Origin of the sequence: Acetivibrio ethanolgignens (assembly GCF_001461035.1) — a bacterium.
Lineage (GTDB): Bacteria > Bacillota > Clostridia > Lachnospirales > Lachnospiraceae > Velocimicrobium > Velocimicrobium ethanolgignens.
Genome location: NZ_LNAM01000135.1, coordinates 1 through 17,660, shown reverse-complemented (window position 1 = coordinate 17,660; position 17,660 = coordinate 1). Strand labels below are relative to the sequence as shown.

The window sequence follows — 17,660 nt, the reverse complement described above, 5'->3', positions numbered from 1 at the left end:
TAAAAACTGCGGAAACTGTTTTATCAGTCTCCGCAGTTTTTATTTCCCTTCCTATCCTCCGACAGGCTCCTCTTCTTCCGGAATTACCGGTTCTGAAGGCTCTTCCGGAGTTGTTTCATCCGGTATTTCCTCCTCCGGCTCCTCTTCTGGCTCTTCCACAGGAGCTCCTGGAGCTTCCGGTTCATTTTCCATATCTTCGCCACCTGACGTTTCATCCTCTGGTATCTGCTCATCCTCCGGTACGGTAATATCTTCAGCAATGTCATCTTCTTCCTCCAGCTCCTCCGGCTCTTCCGTTTCCTCAGGCTCCTCTTTAACACCCTCGTAAGGCTCAAAGCCTTTATTTGCAAGTCCCTCGTGAATCGTATTCATATAGCTTTTCCAGATAGCCCCCGGATAGGTAGAACCATACAAATCCTTCACTGTTTTTGGTATATCATAGCCTACCCAGACACCAGTCGTATAATACGGTGTATAGCCTACAAACCATCCATCTTTTTTATCATTTGTCGTTCCTGTTTTTCCGGCAGCCGTCATATTCGTAAGCTTCAGACTTCTTCCCGTGCCCCGGGTCAAAACACCAGTCAGGACATCAGTCATCATACGAGCTGCATTCTGGTCATAAATTATCTTTTCATCTATCGTATCGCCAACAATCGTTTCGCCACGGCTATTCATAATCATAACAATGCAGGTCGGTTCTCTGTATTTACCATCATTTTCCAGAGCTGCAAAGGCAGAAGCCATTTCCACCGTGCTAACACCATTGGTCAATCCACCCAGAGAAGCAGCCGGGAAATAATCATTTTTATCAATTTTTGCAAAATTCATGCTTAAAAGATACTGGATGCCTATCGATGGAGTCAGTTCCTCAAATAGCTTCCAGGCTACAGTATTCTTTGACTTTTCCACTGCAGTTCGTAGAGTAATCTTACCTGAGTATGTACCGTCCGAATTTCTTGGTCCATCCTCAGTCTTCTTATCCTCAACCATCGTATCCGGTCTATACCCCCGCTCCAGCATCGGTGTATATACAAGCAGCGGCTTAATGGAGCTTCCCGGCTGGCGAAAGCTCTGGTAAGCACGATTTAATGTGTATCCCGTCAGGTTCTGGGAACGGCCTCCAACAATTGCTACTACTCTTCCTGTCTCATTATCTATGCAGGTGGCTGCTCCCTGCATAGCATAGATACCCTCCTCTGTCTTTTCGTCGAACTTAGACAAAGTATCATCTACAGCTGCCTGAAGGGCCTTCTGCTTCGTCTTATCAATCGAAGTATAGATACGATAGCCTGCACTGTATAAGGACTGCTGGCAGACAGCATACAGCTCATCATAGCGCTCGTCATAGCGTTCCTTATCCTCTTCACTGTCGAAGCTGTTGCGGAAGGTAAAGCCCTGATTTTCCATCAAAGCACGGATTGCACAATTATATACATAGGTCTCCACATAATTATACTTTTTAGCCTTTTTCTTTTTCAGGGTAATCTCATCCTGCTTTGCTTCCTCGGCCTCCTGGGCTGTTATTTTCCCTTCTTCTACCATCTGGTCCAGGATACGTCCCTGTCGTCCCTCCGTATTTTCCCTGTTATGGTACGGGTCATACAAGGCAGGGTTATTTGGAATCGCACAAAGGAAGGTAATCTCACCCAATGACAGATTCTCTACCTCCTTCTTATAATAGCCCTTACTGGCTGCCTGAATACCATAATAGCCATTTCCAAAGTAAATATTATTAAGGTAGAATTCCATAATCTGATCCTTGGAATACCGTTTTTCCAGCTCCATTGCGATAAACATTTCCTTTATTTTCCGTTCCCAGCTTACCTCATGGGTCAGGAAAATATTCCGGGCCAGCTGCTGGGTAATCGTACTGGCTCCCTGATGTATCTCACCCTTATTGACAATCAGAGCCTTCACTGCACGCATAATACCCTTAAAGTCAATGCCGATATGAGTCTCAAACCGCTTATCCTCTATGGAAATCATCGCATCCTTGGCATATTCCGGTATATCCTCATAAGCAATGTAGTAAACATCCTTTTCCCCCTTCAGGGTCGTAAGAACATTGCCATCCACATCATAAATAAGACTTGTCTCCGACTGCCGGAAGGTCTCTGTGGTAGAGCTTCTTACCAGCTCCTTTGCCTCATCCTGAAGCTTAAAGATATCCCTTCCGTAAGCAATATAAAAAATGACACCAAGAGCAAGCATCGTTAAAAGCAGCAGCAGTACAATCACCTGCATCGCCAGCTTAAAACGGTACCTGCCCTTAGTCATAGGCTTTTTCTTCTTTTTTTTAGACATAATGCATCCCTTCTTTGAAGTTTCTGTGTATTACGAGTGTATTATACTAAAAACTACAAGGAATAGCAAATTAAGTTTTCTTGACATTTCTCTAAATTTGTGATAAACTGCAAAACGTTGCAAACCCCATAAAAACAAGGTCTTAGGGGATAATAAGCCGAGTGTTCGAGACCTTCCACTCGTAAAACAAAACTAAAGGAGAAAAGAATATGAAAAACAAATTTTTAACCCAGGCTGCTATGATTGCAGCTCTCTACGTCGTTCTGACCTATGTCGCCAACATGCTTGGATTAAGCTCCGGTGTCATTCAGGTCCGCTTTTCCGAGGCACTTACCATTCTGCCTTATTTCACCCCAGCAGCGATACCAGGACTTTTTGTCGGCTGCCTTTTAAGCAATATTCTTGCCGGAGGCATTCTGCTTGACGTCATTGGTGGAAGTCTAATTACTTTGGCTGCCGCCTTTGTTTCCTATGCATTGAGAAAACATAAGCTTTTGGTGTGCCTGCCACCGATTATCGGAAATACCATCGGAGTCCCTTTTATTCTCCGGTATGGCTATGGTATTGTTGAAGACAGTATTCCTTATATGATGCTGACTGTAGGTGCCGGCGAGGTTATTTCCTGCGGTATTTTAGGAATACTTCTCCTGCTTGCCCTTTCTAAGCAGAGAAATGCAATTTTCGGCGAGCAATAAGTCTACGTCACAGAACATAAATTTTAATTGTTTATATTACGTTGAATGTGCATAAAGCCCTTTTCCCGGGCTTTAGAAGAGTTTCCCTCATAAGGCTCTTCAGTTCAACACAAAAAGGAGCTTTGCACTAACTACCTTATGCAACAGCTCCTTTTTTATGCTATAAAAGAGCTATTCTGTTTATTTTAGCCGTTTCCCGATACAGTTGCTTAAAGCCGCAAACTGCTCCAGAGTCAGAGCCTCTCCCCTAACCGCTGCTGGCAGTCCAGCCTCTTTAATCACCTCTGTAATCTGCTCCTTTGGCAAAGCTATCTCCGGTGAGTTATTCAAGCCATTTTGCAACGTTTTCCGCCTTTGGTTAAAGGACGCCCGAATAACCTTAAACATAAGCTTCTCATCCTCTACCTCTACCGGCGGCTTTTCATGGCAGATCAGCTTTATAACAGCGGAGCCTACATTTGGCCGTGGCATAAAGCAGTTCGGTGGTACATGGGTAGCTATTTCCGGCCTTGCATAATACTGCACCGCTAAAGAAAGTGCCCCATAATCCTTGGTTCCCGGGCCTACCTGCATCCTATCAGCTACTTCCCTTTGTACCATGACCGTAATACTTTCCAGCGGAACATGGCTTTCAAACAATCCCATAATAATTGGTGTGGTAATATAGTAGGGAAGATTCGCAACTACCTTAATCGGTCTTCCACCATTTCTCTCCTTCGCCAGTTGGTTTAAATCCAGCTTTAAAATATCCTTGTTAATTACAGTTATATTGTCATAAGCTGAAAGGGTATCGGACAAAATCGGTATCAGATTTTTATCAATCTCAACTGCCACGACTTCTCTTGCATTTTCGCAGAGATACTGGGTCATTGTACCGATTCCAGGACCAATTTCCAGTACAAAATCGTCCTTTGTAATACCAGCAGCTTCCATAATCTTATCCAGCACATGGATATCAATTAGAAAATTCTGCCCGAACTTCTTCTGGAAATTAAAATTATATTTTTTCAATATTTCTATTGTGTTCTGGGGTATTCCTAATGTCGCCATCTTTCCCTCTTTTCCTAAATACGATACATTTTCCTTGCATTTTTTGTAGTCTGTGCAATTACCTCATCGGTAGAGCATCCCTTTAGCCTTCCGATTTCTTCTGCCACATAGATTAGATTTAAAGAAGAATTGCGTTTGCCCCGGTTTGGCACCGGCGCCATATAAGGGCAGTCTGTTTCCAGCAGAATCCGCTCCAGAGGTGCATACTCTACAACCTCCTTAAGCTTTTTGCTGTTTTTGAAGGTTACCACCCCGCCAATGCCTAAATAAAAGCCCATATCCAGAAATTTTTCTGCTATTTCCTTTGCATAGGAAAAGCAGTGGATTACACCACCAGCCTCCTCAGCATGACCAGCCTTCATCAGCTCATAAGTATCCTTTGCCGCATCCCGGCTATGAATAATCATCGGCAGCTGTTTTTCCCGTGCCAGAGCAATTTGTCGTTCAAACCAGATTTTCTGAACCGCCGGATCCGGCTCTTTCCAGTAATAATCCAGACCAATTTCACCGACGGCTACTATCTTATCACAGGAAAGCTGCTCTGAAAGCCATGCAAAGCTCTCCTCCGTAAGCTCCAAAGCCTCCTCCGGATGTACACCTACGGCACCATATATAAAATCATATCCTTTCGTAAGCTCCAGGGTGCGTTTTACTGTCTCCAGACTGGAGCTTACATTTACCACAAACTCAATGCCATTTAGGGGCAGGCTTTTCAAAAGCTCCTCACGGTCCTCATCAAACTGCCTGTCCTCATAATGGGCATGGGTTTCAAATATCCTTGCTTCCATTTAAAAATCTCCGATTACGCAATTTCTGCACCAGCAGGCATCTTTTTCTCTGGTGTCATCAGTGCCAGCTCTCCATCCTCGCCTTCTGCACACAAAAGCATACCCTCAGACAGCACACCAGCCAGCTTCGCAGGTTTAAGGTTCACTAAAACCATAACCTTCTTACCAACCATCTCCTCTGCAGTGTAATGCTGCTTGATGCCGGAAACAATCTGTTTTACCTGGCTTCCGATACGCACCTGGGAGCATAAAAGCTTCTTGGACTTCGGAACCTCCTCACAGGCAATAATCTCACCTACCTGGAACTGAAGCTTCTCAAAATCATCAAAGGTAATCTCCGGCTTTGCTTCAATATCAATTACCGGCTCCTCATTATCAGAAGTAGCCTCTGTAGCACCTCCATTCGCTGCTGCCTGTGCTGCCTGAATCTCAGCTGCCTTTACAAGCACCTCATTCACATCCAGACGCTGGAACAAAATCTCAGGAGCATCCGTTACCTTATTACCGGATACATAAGCCCCAAACTGGGAGAGCTCCTCTAAGCTTCTCTCCGGTGCATTTAACTGTGCCAGAATCTTATCTGATGTCTCAGGCATAAAGGGCTTTAACAGATTTGCCCCAATAGAAATACTCTCTACCAGGTTGTAAAGTACAGTTTCCAGCCGAGGCTTTTTTTCCTCTTCCTTTGCCAGTGCCCAAGGCATTGTCTCATCAATATATTTGTTGCATCTTTTAAATAAAGTGAATATCTCAGAAATAGCATCGGCAATCCGAAGCTCATCCATCTTATGCTCCACCTTCCTTGGCGTCTCCAGAGAAAGAGCAATTAACTCATCATCTACCGGCTCCTTTACCCCAGCATTATTTACAGCACCACCAAAATACTTATTGGACATGGAAATTGTACGATTTACCAGGTTACCCAGAGTATTTGCAAGCTCAGAATTCATTCGCTCAACTAAAAGCTCCCAGGTAATCACACCATCATTTTCAAATGGCATCTCATGAAGCACAAAATAACGTACCGCATCTACACCAAATAAATTCACCAGGTCATCTGCATAGATAACATTTCCCTTGGATTTGCTCATCTTGCCATCACCCTGCAGCAGCCATGGGTGTCCAAAAATCTGCTTTGGCAGAGGGAGGTCAAGAGCCATCAGCATAATTGGCCAGTAAATCGTATGGAAACGAAGGATATCCTTACCAATCAGATGCAGGTCTGCCGGCCAGTATTTCTCAAATAACTCTCCGCTGCTGCCATCCTGGTCATAGCCCAGACCGGTAATATAGTTACTTAAAGCATCTATCCACACATAGACCACATGCTTGTCATCAAAATCCACCGGAATTCCCCATTTAAAAGAGGTTCTGGACACGCACAAATCCTGCAGGCCCGGCAGAAGGAAGTTATTCATCATCTCATTCTTACGGGACTCCGGCTGAATAAATTCCGGATGGGTATTAATGTGCTCAATTAAAGGGTCTGTATACTTGGAAAGCTTCAGAAAATAAGCCTCTTCCTTTGCAGGCTGGCACTCTCTTCCACAGTCCGGGCATTTGCCGTCTACCAGCTGGGAGGAGGTGAAAAAGGACTCGCAAGGAGTACAGTACATTCCTTCATAATATCCCTTATAGATATCTCCCTGATCATAAAGCTTTTTGAAAATCTTCTGTACCTGCTTCTCATGATAATCATCCGTTGTACGGATAAACTTATCATAAGAAGTATTCATTAAATCCCAGATAGACTTGATTTCTCCTGCAACACCATCTACAAATTCCTTTGGTGTTACGCCAGCCTCTTCTGCTTTCATTTCAATCTTCTGTCCATGCTCATCAGTACCAGTCTGGAACCGTACATCATAGCCCTGGTATCTTTTAAAACGCACGATACTATCAGCCAGCACTGCTTCGTAAGTGTTTCCAATATGCGGCTTACCCGAGGTATAAGCAATCGCAGTTGTCAAATAATAAGGTTTCTTTTCCATTGTAATCTCCTCTTTCATAAAATTATTGTTAAGTGTATTCGCAAAATCCATTTTTGTCAAGGTAGAATTTTACCAAACCTTCGGCTGGTACCGCATATCTGCCACTGTGTACACCGTGATAAATGCATCCGGATCTTCCTTGTTAATATAGCTCATCAGCCTCTGGTATTCGTTCTTATCCACAATTGTAATAATCTCATTTCGTTTTTCCATATTGTAAGCACCAATAGCCTCATAAATCGTTGCCCCGCTATGAAGCTCATGAATAATAAAGTGCCGGACAGCTTCTTCTTTTTTTGTAATAATACAGACACGACGCTTCAGCTTCTGTCCAAAAATAAAATGATCCAGCACCATACCATTTAAATAGGTTCCAAGAACACTTAAAACAACGGTTTTCTTATCGTACACCAGAGCAGAGGAAAGTGCTACACACATACCGGAAAGCGACATCGCTTTGCCAAGCTCCATATGAAAATACTTATTCATAATTTTAGCAACAATATCTAATCCGCCAGAGGAAGCATTCCTGTTAAACAAAATACTTAAGCCCACACTGACCAGAAAAATATAGCATACTATATCAAGTTCCGCACTGCCAGTAAAGGACTGGTTGTTTGGGAATAATCTCTCTAGCATTGCCAGCAAAACAGGAAGCAGAATACTGGTATATACCGTCTTACCTCCAAATTCCTTTCCACAAGTAAAAAATCCAATCACCAGCAGAACCGTATTTAGCAGCAAAGTAATCATTGATATGGATAGGGGTACCAGATTGCTCAGTACAATCGCCAGTCCCGAAATACTACTAATAGATGTATGGCTGGGAATCAGAAAAAAATATACAGATACAGCAATAATTACCATAGCTGCTGTCAATATCAGTCCTTCCCTTATCCAATCTACCCGCTTCAGCCTGCTGTCATCTGCCTTTTTCATGCCCTCGCTCCTATCTCTCATAATTCCATTCCAAATATAGCATTTTATCCCATTGATGTAAAGATAAATTCTCAGATATTTTACCTTTCCATTGACACTCTCCCCTTAATCCTTTAGAATTAATTTATCAAATACTAGGAGGATAAGATATGCAATATAAAGTTTTAGGCTCTACTATGCCTGCTGTCGAAGTTAAATTAAACCGCGGCGAAAGTATGTATACACAGTCCGGAGCTATGGCATGGTGCTCTGATGGCATTACTATGGACAGCAATATCAAGGGCGGCTTCATGAAGGGTCTTGGCCGAATGTTTACTGGTGAATCTCTTTTTATGGCGACCTATCGTGCAGAGCGTGATGACGCTACTGTTGCCTTTTCTTCCACCGTTGCCGGAGAAATTCTTCCTATTCATATGGATGGCCGTGCAGGACTTATCTGCCAGAAGGATGCCTTTTTATGTGCCGAGCCTGGTATTGAGCTGTCTGTAACCTTTACAAAAAAATTCTCCGCCGGCCTATTTGGTGGTGAAGGGTTTATCCTTCAAACAATTCATGGTAACGGCGTAGTTTTTCTGGAAATTGATGGAGATAAAATCGAAAAGGAGCTGGCTCCGGGCGAAGTTCTCAAAGTAGATACCGGCAATGTTGTTGGTTTTGAGCCTTCTGTTTCTTACGAAATTGAAACCGTAAAGGGTCTTAAAAATATGTTCTTTGGTGGTGAAGGTCTATTTCTCACCCGCTTGACCGGTCCTGGAAAAGTCATCTTACAGACACAGAATTTCAACGATTTCGCAGGCCGTATTATCCGTATGGTTCCATCGAAATAATTTTAGCAAAGAGTTTGTAAAGCAAACTCTCCGCCTGCGGCGGGTCGCGAAAGTGACATCTTCCACGCCTCCGCAGTGCGATCCTTAGCGGAGCGTTTTTTATTCGATAGGACGCACTTTCCTATCGAATAAAAAGAGGTCCGGAAACACATTCCGGACCTTCCTTTATCTTTCCTTCAGTATCATGTTTATTTTTTTATCTTAAATTTTTTCAACCCCGCATTCTTAAGTATTTTTTCTATTTTTTTCTGCTCTGCTCCTGTCGTATTTTTCGGAAGCTCAACAATAACCTCATTTTTAATACCCTGAAAAGCATTTTTCCCAATTGCTTTAATTTCTTTTCCCTTAAAGGTAAGTTTTTTAAGCTGTGTGCAGTTTTTAAAGCATTCCTTCCCAATAACAGTGATATTTGCACCAATAACAATATGCTTAAGCTCCTTATCACCCTTGAAAGCCCCTGATGCAAGCCCCGTCACCGCAAAATCAGCTTTATTTACATTTATAACCGCCGGGATCGTTACTTTATTAGCTTTTTGCTTTCCTTTCTTCTCTAAAACAAGTTTTTTACCCTCTGCAGAGGAAATCTTATATTCCAAATCCTTCGAGATAACTTTATCCTCAACCATTGCCGGCTTTACCGGAACTGGCTCTGCTGGTACCGGTGGGACTGGCGGAACTGGCGGAACTGGCTGTACCGGCTCTGACTGCACTGGTACCGGCGGGACTGGCTGCACCGGCTCTGGCTGCACTGGTTCTACCGGAACCGGCGGCTGTGTAGCTGCATTTTCCTTCCACGAAGGCCGCCCGGAAGCAGCAGTACTGCCATTTGTTGCAGACTGGAGGATGACGACCCTTTGAGGCTCAGAGGCCAGGGTAGTTCCATATCCTTTATATCGCACATAGTACACACCAGCCGAAAGTCCTGTGATCTCTCTTTCGGTACAAAGACTCCAATAGGTGTCCCCTTCCTTTTGGTATTCCATCTGCTTGCGCAGGTTAGTTAATTTCCCAGCTTCTGCTCTTACCCATCTAGGCTCATCCGGCCATTGTAAAACAATCCTTTGAACCTCAGAATCTATTTTTTCAGGACTGCTGCTCCTTTTTATAACAGAAACAGGCCTTTGATACATAGGCTCTACCAGAACCGGCTCCTCTGAATTGACCTTATGCCATACTCCATCTCCTACCGTATATTCCATCCCCGGCTCCAGATTGGAAAGAAGCCCTGTGAACCTGCCCACCGCTTCGAAGGTCGCCTGAGGCTTATCCTCCCTTATTACACTAACCAGAAAGCTTTCTGATGCAGGAGTAATCTCAAAGCCTCGTTTACGTATCTCCACCGGCAGCTGTGTTTTATCTCCAACCCGGATATTATAAATCGGCAGCTCATAAGTGCCATTTCCTTTATCCTCCAGCACTCCCTTATCAGCATCCTTTAAAAAGATATTGGAAGCAGAAAGCCCTTCCACCTCCTGGTCAAATTTCAATCTCAGCTTCGTCGTAGTTTCCCCTTCTCCATTCCCCGGCTCTACACAAAGAAGCTTAACCTCCTTTGCCGGCTGAGGGCTGATATTGCTTACCTTATAAACATATCGGGTATAGTCTCCTACGATCCAATTTCTTTGCTTATTTATATCGGCACTTCTACCTGCTATTTTCTCCAGTCTGTCTGTTATCTCATTGCGATGCATTTCCGTAGGAATCAGGACATCTATCATGGCCTCTGCTCCGGTAGTGGCATCAAACTGTTGAGAAAGTATGGCAGCAAGCTCTTCCTTATTCCTTGCAAGCATCCCCTGTTTTTCATAAGGATAGTATCTGTACTTTGTTCCATAAGCTTCATCTATTGGAGTATACCAGCCCTTATGATCCCTTCCAAGGGTCTCAGGATCAATAAGGCAGTAGGTGTAGTCTATGAAATCACGGTCATCCCAGGTAACATCCAGGAAATACCATTCTCCCTCCAGCTCAACCTTATTCCACAGATGCTCCTCCTGTCCGGCATATCCGGCGACACAACGGCAATTTACATTCAGCTTCTCCATAAGCTTCAGGAATGCCTGGGCATATCCGGCACAGACAGCCCTTCCATTCAGCAGAGCTCCTTCGGCACCTCCAAGCAGATAGTCCATATCATATACCACATGGCTTACCAGATAATCATGGGCTGCTAAAACCTTATCCACATCCTTCAGATGCATCATATCCTTCACAATTTCCTCTGCCCTTATGTCTGCCTGTTTTCTTTCCTTTTCCACTAAAGTCTCATACTCTGTACGAACAGTCACACCGCAGCAATACAGAGTGTCTCCCCACTTCGCCCATACCTCCAGAGAACCAGGCCTCTTTGCCGTGATGCGTCCCTCCTTACTAAGGCTTAAGCAAAGCAAGGCTTCCTCCGAGCCTGCTGCTGAATACAGCTTATCCTCCGGAATCCTGGTTCTGCAAAACCATTCTACACCATCCTTTATTACACCTGCTTTCCCTATAAGCTCCAGCGAAAGCTCCTCGCCTATATCCAGCTTTACATTTTTCAGATTCAAAGCAGTATCCTCTGCTTCCTGTGCATCCGGAGAAGCTAAGGACTCTATCCTCTGTTGCAGGTCCTTAAGCTTCTCCTCTCCCCACTGGATAGTCCTTCCGGCACTCGCCTCTACAGCAAAGGCAGGCACAGAAAGAGCCTGAAAAGCCACAGAAACTGCCAAAAGAGTAGAAAGCAGTTTTACTTTTTTCCCCTTATTATTAAACCTTAAGAATCTCATACTATTTTTCATCCTCCATATTTTCTAGCTCCTCAATCGAAGACAGCACCGGTCGCATACTCCGCATGGTTTTATCATAAAAGCTGTATCCCTTTTTCTTTTCCAGCTTGATTGTAGATAGTGCCTGCTCTGCACCTCTCAGCAAAGCTTCACAGTCTCTTCCAATATCCTCAGTCCGGGCGATTCCCATAGCAACAGAAACAGGAAAACCATCGTGCTCCCCTGTCAGATCGTTGTAAATACGTTCAATCACCTTTTCTTTTTCCTTTTTATACTCTACCATAACCAGGAATTCATCACCGCCAATGCGGGCTGCGATATCCTCACTTCGAATACATTGGCGAAGCCTCTCTGCCATATACTTAAGCAGATTGTCTCCAAAAATATGTCCATAGCGGTCATTGGCACTCCGAAAACTATCCAGATCAAAGATTATAATAGCAAATTCACTATTCCTGCGAAGCTCCAGTTGTTCTCGGATACGAAGCCTTGCATGGGTAAAATTAAGCAGTCCGGTCAATGGATCCCTCGTTATCATTTTATCAATATCAACAACCACATTTTCTTCATCCTTAAGCTCTACAATTTTGCCGATAAGCCCCGTATACTGAGGTGGCTCATCCCCTGACCAGGTCGTGCAGCAGACAAGCCGTGCCCATTTCAGCTCATCATCTATCGTAATCCTGCAGTCATACTGAAAAATCGGCTGCTCCGGTGTCGCCCTTTTCACAAGCTTTCCAAATCCCTGTAAGTTTTCTGTCCCAAAGGTATGCAGGACATTACGATTCTGATAAGGGTTCAGCATCGTCTCCCTGATACCAAGCCTCTTTGCTCCCTGTTCAGAAAAGGTTATCATGGATGGTGTATTCGTATATTCAAATAAAATATCATTTGTCATAGAAGCCAGGAATTGATATTTAATCCTCTCATGCTCCAAAAGGTTCAGAGTCCGTTTAGACAAGGAAAGCTCCGCATGTGCCATAAGCTCCTCTGCAATCTTCTGCATTTCCCTCTGGCTGCTTTTACTAAAGGAGCTCTGCTCCAGTTCCTCCTTTAATTGCTCCTGAATCTCTGTCAGGCACTCTAACAAAAGAGGATTAAACACTCCACACTCTCCATCCAAAATCATCTGTATTGCCTTTTCATGGGAATAGGCATCTTTATAAACACGTTTACTTGTTAAAGCGTCATAAACATCAGCCAAGGCTACAATCTGTGCAGCAATGGGAATCTCATCGCCCTTTAACCCATCCGGATACCCCTTTCCATCATATCGCTCATGATGCCAGCGACAAATTTCATAAGCCAGACGAATCAGCTTCTCATTCTGGTAAAAAGGAAGCCCACTAAGCATCGTCGCTCCCAGCATCGAATGGGTTTTCATAATTTCAAACTCTTCCCTTGTAAGCCTCCCCGGTTTATTCAGGATAGCCTCCGGAATTCCTATTTTCCCAATATCATGAAGTGCTGAGGCTGTACTAATCAGGGAAACATCAGAACGTGTCAATGAATACTTATTACTCTTTTTTACCAGAGACTTTAAAAGCAGCCCGGTAATAGTACGAATATGAAGTACATGAAGCCCACTTTCTCCATTTCTGAATTCTACAATATGACTCAATATAGACACCATCAGGTTGCTGGTCTTTTCCTTCTCATAAACCTGGTCAGCCACCAGACTGATTAACTTTTTTTGCTTAGCATAGAGCATAATTGTATTAATAACTCTCCGTCGCAGAATCAATGTGTCACAGGGACGGGCAATAAAATCAGTAATTCCCATCTCATATGCTTTCTCAATATAAACAGGATCCCTTTCCGTAGAAATCATAACGACAGGAATATATTCAATCCAGCGATTTTCATTCATGGCACTTAAAACACCAAAGCCATCCATATTAGGCATAATGATATCCAAAAGCACCAAATCAATCTGATCCTCATATTTCCGAAGGATCTCTACTCCTTCAACACCGTCACAGGCCTCTAGTATCTCATAGCCACCTCCAAGCATATCTTTCAGTATTGAGCGGTTAACCTCCGAATCATCAATAATTAGAATTTTCTTCTTTTCCTGTCCACTTTCGCCCATAATCTGTATCCTTTCAAGCCGTCCTGGCAGCCCTTTCTTTTGTTCTCTTCTCTATTATAAAGGATGCTGGCAAAAAAATCCAGACTATCTTTTTAAAACCCAATTTTTTCCATTACATGAAAGCACCTTCAGAAGAATAATCCTGCTGTACGCATCTATTAAAGTATGCTATAATGTAACTGCAGGGTGGAGAATTAACGCTGCTGCCAAATACCGGAATAACCAGCTTTAAACGGTATACAATAACTATGAAGGGAAGTGCTACCATGCCATTACCAAGAGAGCAAACATATACCATTGATGATATTTACAACCTCCAGGAAGGTGAACGTGCAGAACTGATTGACGGTCAGATTTACTACATGGCACCGCCCAGCCGACTACATCAACGTATCACCGCAGAATTATGCACTGTAATTAATAATTATATCAAATCCAATAATGGCTCATGTGAAGTCGATATTGCCCCATTTGCAGTATTTTTAAATGACGATGATAAAAATTATGTTGAACCGGATATCTCTGTTATTTGCGACAAATCCAAGCTCACAGATAAAGGCTGTTCTGGTGCCCCAGATTGGATTATTGAAATCGTTTCTCCTGGAAGCAGAAGAATGGATTATTATACAAAGCTGTTTAAGTATCGCACTTCTGGTGTAAAAGAATACTGGATTGTAGACCCTGCTAAAAATCGTATCACGGTTTACAATTTTGAAACAGAAGATACTGAAGACTATACTTTCACGGATTCTATTAATGCTGGTATATATGAGGATTTATCCATTGATTTCTCTGATATTGCCAAATCAATATAATATTTATAGCTTCCAGTAACAAATTCATTATAAATCGTGTTATACCTTATAAAATTCTCACTTACATTGATTAGTGTATTTTTTTGCATTGCCGCAATATTTTCCTCACTCAGCTCATTATAAATAATGCCATAGCTTTCACCAGCTCCCGAATTTTTCCATGGCATAATCTGAATCGGACGGGCTACATTCGCAATCGTATTATTCATAAAAACAGGATTTTTTACACCGCTGGCTAAGATAGCACGATATTTTCCATTACCTCCTGCCACGTTGGAAATACGGTTACCTTCAATCACCGGAGAATCCCAGTTCATAACCCGAATTGCATCCTGTTCACAGCCATCAATTGTGTTATTCAGAATCCGTATATTGGCATGAAGCTGATTTTCGCTGTATTTATGTGTACCTATCGCCCTCTCCAGAGAAAGAAATGTATTGTTTTGTATCGTTACATCCTTATTCGGAGTACAGTCATAAGTTGTCCAGATTTCATGGAAGCCGTCCGTATTCTTATCCGGTGTATCCAGATTAATGGCCTCTTTATTCTTCTTTGGAGATGCCTGATGATTCTGGAAGGTACAATTTTCCACCAGAACCTTCCACGCCGCATCCATTTCTATAAAATGTCCATTTTTCATATTCCGGAAGGTAATTCCCGACACTGAAATATCCTGATTATGTCCCATAACAACCGCAATGGCACCCTCTACATATTTTAAGTCTATAACGGCCTTTCCTTTTCCAATCAGCTTAATGTTTTTTGCTCCATTATAGCCACTTACACTTCCCTCTTTCGAAGCTTTTTTCGGTGAAATACACTGAAAAATCGTTCCCGAAGCTGAAAATTTCTTCGTTCCAGTCTTTGTTGTTTTATTTATGACTACGCCATCCTTTAGTTGAATAGTTACATTAGACGGGATGTACAAAGTATTGGAAATATTATAGGTGCCCTTTTTCAGTACCAGTGTGCCGCCGCCCTTTTTCTCCAGCTGCTCCAGATAAGAACGCAGCACATAATAATGCTTTGTATACTTATTATAAGTGGTGTAGTTCGTATATGTCTTTTTATACGGAGCACTCCCGGGCGATACCGTATAGGTCGGTTTTTCAGCTGCCAGCATGGTAGAAGGCAGCATAATTACAGCCAGGATCAGAAATAATTCTATATACCGCTTCATCTCTTATCCTCCCTTTCTTTGCAGTCTCTGAGGTATTCTCTACCCCCCCCCCGATTTTTCTCCAAGGGCCTTGTAATATGCCTTTTTATCCTTATACATCAGTTCCTCTGCCAGAGATAAAAGCTTGTCCAATGGAATGCTGTTTTCCTTTTCCCAGATAGCTCCAATCGCCATAACAACCTCTTTCTCCTGCAGGTCTTTTTTTAACTTTTCAATCTTATTTTTTAACTCATCTTCTTTTATCTGCGGGCACAGAGCCAACAGTTCATCTCCACCGATGCGGAACAAGCCGTAGCCATGGAAAGCAATTTCTAATCCTTCACAGGCACGAAGGATTAATCTGTCTCCCGCCTCGTGACCTTCCGTATCGTTCACTCGCTTTAATCCGGTTATATCACAATAAACAACTCCAATACTATCCCTCCGCCCCATCTGAAGTGCATATTCATTCATTGCAAACCGGTTTCCCAGCTTAGTAAGCTGATCTAAGTAGCTTATCCGCTCCAGCTGCTTAATGAGATCCCTCCTTTTCAAGGATGATACGATAAAGTGGCCTATGATTTGAAGGATATTTTGAATATAATCCATAGATTCCTTCGGCGGGTTATCAATACCATAAAACCCTATGACTTTTCTCTCATCATACAGTGGAACTACCACGATAGAGCAAATATTCTGCCTTTTTAGATTTGCATATTGCAACGGATCTTCCTCTCGAATATCCTCCAAATCCTCAATCACAATATTTTTATTCTCTTTAAAATTCTGATACCAGTTTGCACAGACCTCTGGCGACAGATTCTGCAGGTTCTCCCTTTCCGGTGTTATCCCCTCAGCAACCCATTCGTAGGTATTGTCATCTCCTCCCCTTGTATTTCGTTCAAAAATATAAGCTCTCTCACCTTTCAATATCTTTCCAAGATGCTCTAAAATAATCTCCAAGGACTTATTCGGTGTCGATGCCATCAGGGCAATCCGAATACTCTCATTCACCAGCTTCTCCAGATTCTCATATCTGCAAGCTGCTTCATTTTGACGCTCCCTCATACTAACATCAATAGCAAGCTCTATACGGCAGCGTCTTTTATTAACCTCTATCATGGTATCTTTTAATTCCAAATGCTTGTGAATTACAGGATTGTAATATCGCCATTCCTTAAAGTTCCCTGGAGTTAATAAATGATTTGTACATATCGCACAGGGAGCATTTGATTTTTGTAATACCTCATAGCATTTTTTCCCGATAACTCCTTTATTAGAAGTAAAGCCATAGGCTTCCCTTGCCTTTTTATTCATGTACAATATTTCATAGCTGTCCATATCTGCCGCATAGACAAATTCATCTAAGTTCTCAAAAAATTCCCAAATTTTCATAAAGTACCCCTTAATATAATTATTTGCTTGTAGTTTCCTTCTGGTATTATTTTACTACTTTCCTGTAAAAAATTCTACTTTTATTTATCTCCTTCCCCCTTAATCTTGATGTGTAATTTTCCCTTACCCAAGGCTATACTTTTTGCCATTTCCATAGCTATTTTTGCATAAGCCGCAACTAATTCGGTGTAACTGCTACATAATCTGAACCTCCCTAAGCTCCTTGAGCATTGCCATAACATCATCGTTATCCTCTAGACTGACTCTTTCCGCTTCACCTACGAAAGCTCTCTGTGCATCACGAAATGCATCCATAGAAGCTTTCATCATATATACTCTCCCTGATTCTTCCATGAACAATACCTTATCTCCATTCTTGATTCCTAGTGTAATATTGTCGAAAAGAGCTTTAAAAATAGTTCAGGAATGGAGCAAACAACAGGAAAACGATTTATTAAGGATAACACAACAGTTTGTATTCCGGCATTTAAAGACTTAGAAATAATTAATGGATTATTTGATATAGATTTATCTGCCGATGAGATTTGGGAGCAGGGAAAGGTACCAGAGCATGCATAACATTACAAAAGAGCCGTCAATAATGGCGGTTTTTTAACACTCTTGACATAATTACAAAAATATGCTCGCATTATTGAGCATTTTTCAGAAAAAACTGTCTTTGGATGATGCACTGAACTTTTTTTACCATTCAGAGATTTAATCAGTGAAGGGGTATCCGCTTTACGTAACGCTTTACGTAACGCTTTCCGCACGGCTCTGCTCAATGAAATGGAGTCCAAGATCGGTCCTTCTTTCAAAAAAGTGAAAGCAAAATGCTA

Annotated in this window: 14 protein-coding genes; 4 read left to right on the top strand and 10 right to left on the bottom strand. The window is 42.5% G+C overall.

Annotated features, from left to right (window positions below; all coding sequences use genetic code 11):
- Positions 1 to 51 precede the first annotated feature (51 nt).
- Entirely contained in the window at positions 52 to 2,307 is a 2,256-nt protein-coding gene (locus ASU35_RS07015) for a transglycosylase domain-containing protein (protein WP_083504181.1), read from the bottom strand.
- Between the two features lie 209 nt (positions 2,308 to 2,516).
- On the opposite strand from ASU35_RS07015, the gene ASU35_RS07010 reads away from it, so the two are divergent.
- Positions 2,517 to 3,002, top strand: coding sequence for a QueT transporter family protein (locus tag ASU35_RS07010; RefSeq protein ID WP_058352324.1), 486 nt, complete (start codon positions 2,517 to 2,519; stop codon positions 3,000 to 3,002).
- 180 nt (positions 3,003 to 3,182) lie between these two features.
- Here ASU35_RS07010 and rsmA read toward each other — a convergent pair whose 3' ends face one another.
- The 4 genes from rsmA to ASU35_RS06990 form a co-directional block, all read right to left on the bottom strand.
- Complete coding sequence (gene rsmA, locus ASU35_RS07005; protein WP_058352323.1) at positions 3,183 to 4,052, bottom strand: 16S rRNA (adenine(1518)-N(6)/adenine(1519)-N(6))-dimethyltransferase RsmA; 870 nt, start codon at positions 4,050 to 4,052, stop codon at positions 3,183 to 3,185.
- 14 nt (positions 4,053 to 4,066) lie between these two features.
- Positions 4,067 to 4,840: a TatD family hydrolase gene (locus ASU35_RS07000; RefSeq protein WP_058352322.1), complete on the bottom strand. Its 774-nt coding sequence runs from the start codon at positions 4,838 to 4,840 to the stop codon at positions 4,067 to 4,069.
- A 14-nt stretch (positions 4,841 to 4,854) separates the two neighbouring features.
- The gene (gene metG / locus ASU35_RS06995) at positions 4,855 to 6,831 is read right to left on the bottom strand and encodes a methionine--tRNA ligase (RefSeq protein ID WP_058352321.1); all 1,977 of its coding nucleotides are present in this window, start codon (positions 6,829 to 6,831) and stop codon (positions 4,855 to 4,857) included.
- A 69-nt stretch (positions 6,832 to 6,900) separates the two neighbouring features.
- Positions 6,901 to 7,770 (bottom strand): YitT family protein, encoded by an 870-nt coding sequence (locus ASU35_RS06990; protein ID WP_058352320.1) that lies wholly within the window; start codon positions 7,768 to 7,770, stop codon positions 6,901 to 6,903.
- 149 nt (positions 7,771 to 7,919) lie between these two features.
- Between ASU35_RS06990 and ASU35_RS06985 the strand changes: the two genes are divergently transcribed.
- Positions 7,920 to 8,597, top strand: a complete 678-nt coding sequence (locus tag ASU35_RS06985; protein WP_058352319.1) for a TIGR00266 family protein — start codon at positions 7,920 to 7,922, stop codon at positions 8,595 to 8,597.
- Positions 8,598 to 8,785: 188 nt separating this feature from the next.
- On the opposite strand, the gene ASU35_RS06980 is transcribed toward ASU35_RS06985, so the two are convergent.
- Together ASU35_RS06980 and ASU35_RS06975 are read right to left on the bottom strand one after the other, a co-directional pair.
- Positions 8,786 to 11,359, bottom strand: coding sequence for a leucine-rich repeat protein (locus ASU35_RS06980; RefSeq protein ID WP_058352318.1), 2,574 nt, complete (start codon positions 11,357 to 11,359; stop codon positions 8,786 to 8,788).
- A gap of 1 nt (position 11,360) precedes the next feature.
- Entirely contained in the window at positions 11,361 to 13,451 is a 2,091-nt protein-coding gene (locus ASU35_RS06975) for a bifunctional diguanylate cyclase/phosphohydrolase (protein ID WP_058352317.1), read from the bottom strand.
- Positions 13,452 to 13,717: 266 nt separating this feature from the next.
- Between ASU35_RS06975 and ASU35_RS06970 the strand changes: the two genes are divergently transcribed.
- Complete coding sequence (locus ASU35_RS06970) at positions 13,718 to 14,266, top strand: Uma2 family endonuclease (RefSeq protein WP_058352316.1); 549 nt, start codon at positions 13,718 to 13,720, stop codon at positions 14,264 to 14,266.
- Here the strand turns inward: ASU35_RS06970 and ASU35_RS06965 are convergent.
- The 3 genes from ASU35_RS06965 to ASU35_RS20465 all read right to left on the bottom strand — a co-directional run bounded on the left by ASU35_RS06965 (position 14,185) and on the right by ASU35_RS20465 (position 17,151).
- The gene (locus tag ASU35_RS06965) at positions 14,185 to 15,447 is read right to left on the bottom strand and encodes a right-handed parallel beta-helix repeat-containing protein (protein WP_083504179.1); all 1,263 of its coding nucleotides are present in this window, start codon (positions 15,445 to 15,447) and stop codon (positions 14,185 to 14,187) included. The genes ASU35_RS06970 and ASU35_RS06965 overlap by 82 nt on opposite strands.
- A 39-nt stretch (positions 15,448 to 15,486) precedes the next feature.
- Positions 15,487 to 16,821 (bottom strand): sensor domain-containing diguanylate cyclase, encoded by a 1,335-nt coding sequence (locus ASU35_RS06960; RefSeq protein WP_058352315.1) that lies wholly within the window; start codon positions 16,819 to 16,821, stop codon positions 15,487 to 15,489.
- 195 nt (positions 16,822 to 17,016) lie between these two features.
- Positions 17,017 to 17,151 carry a hypothetical protein gene (locus ASU35_RS20465; protein ID WP_278278067.1) on the bottom strand — a complete coding sequence of 45 codons (135 nt, stop codon included), beginning with the start codon at positions 17,149 to 17,151 and terminating at the stop codon, positions 17,017 to 17,019.
- A 96-nt stretch (positions 17,152 to 17,247) separates the two neighbouring features.
- Between ASU35_RS20465 and ASU35_RS19175 the strand changes: the two genes are divergently transcribed.
- Positions 17,248 to 17,400, top strand: a complete 153-nt coding sequence (locus ASU35_RS19175) for a hypothetical protein (RefSeq protein WP_156059369.1) — start codon at positions 17,248 to 17,250, stop codon at positions 17,398 to 17,400.
- Positions 17,401 to 17,660 lie beyond the last annotated feature (260 nt).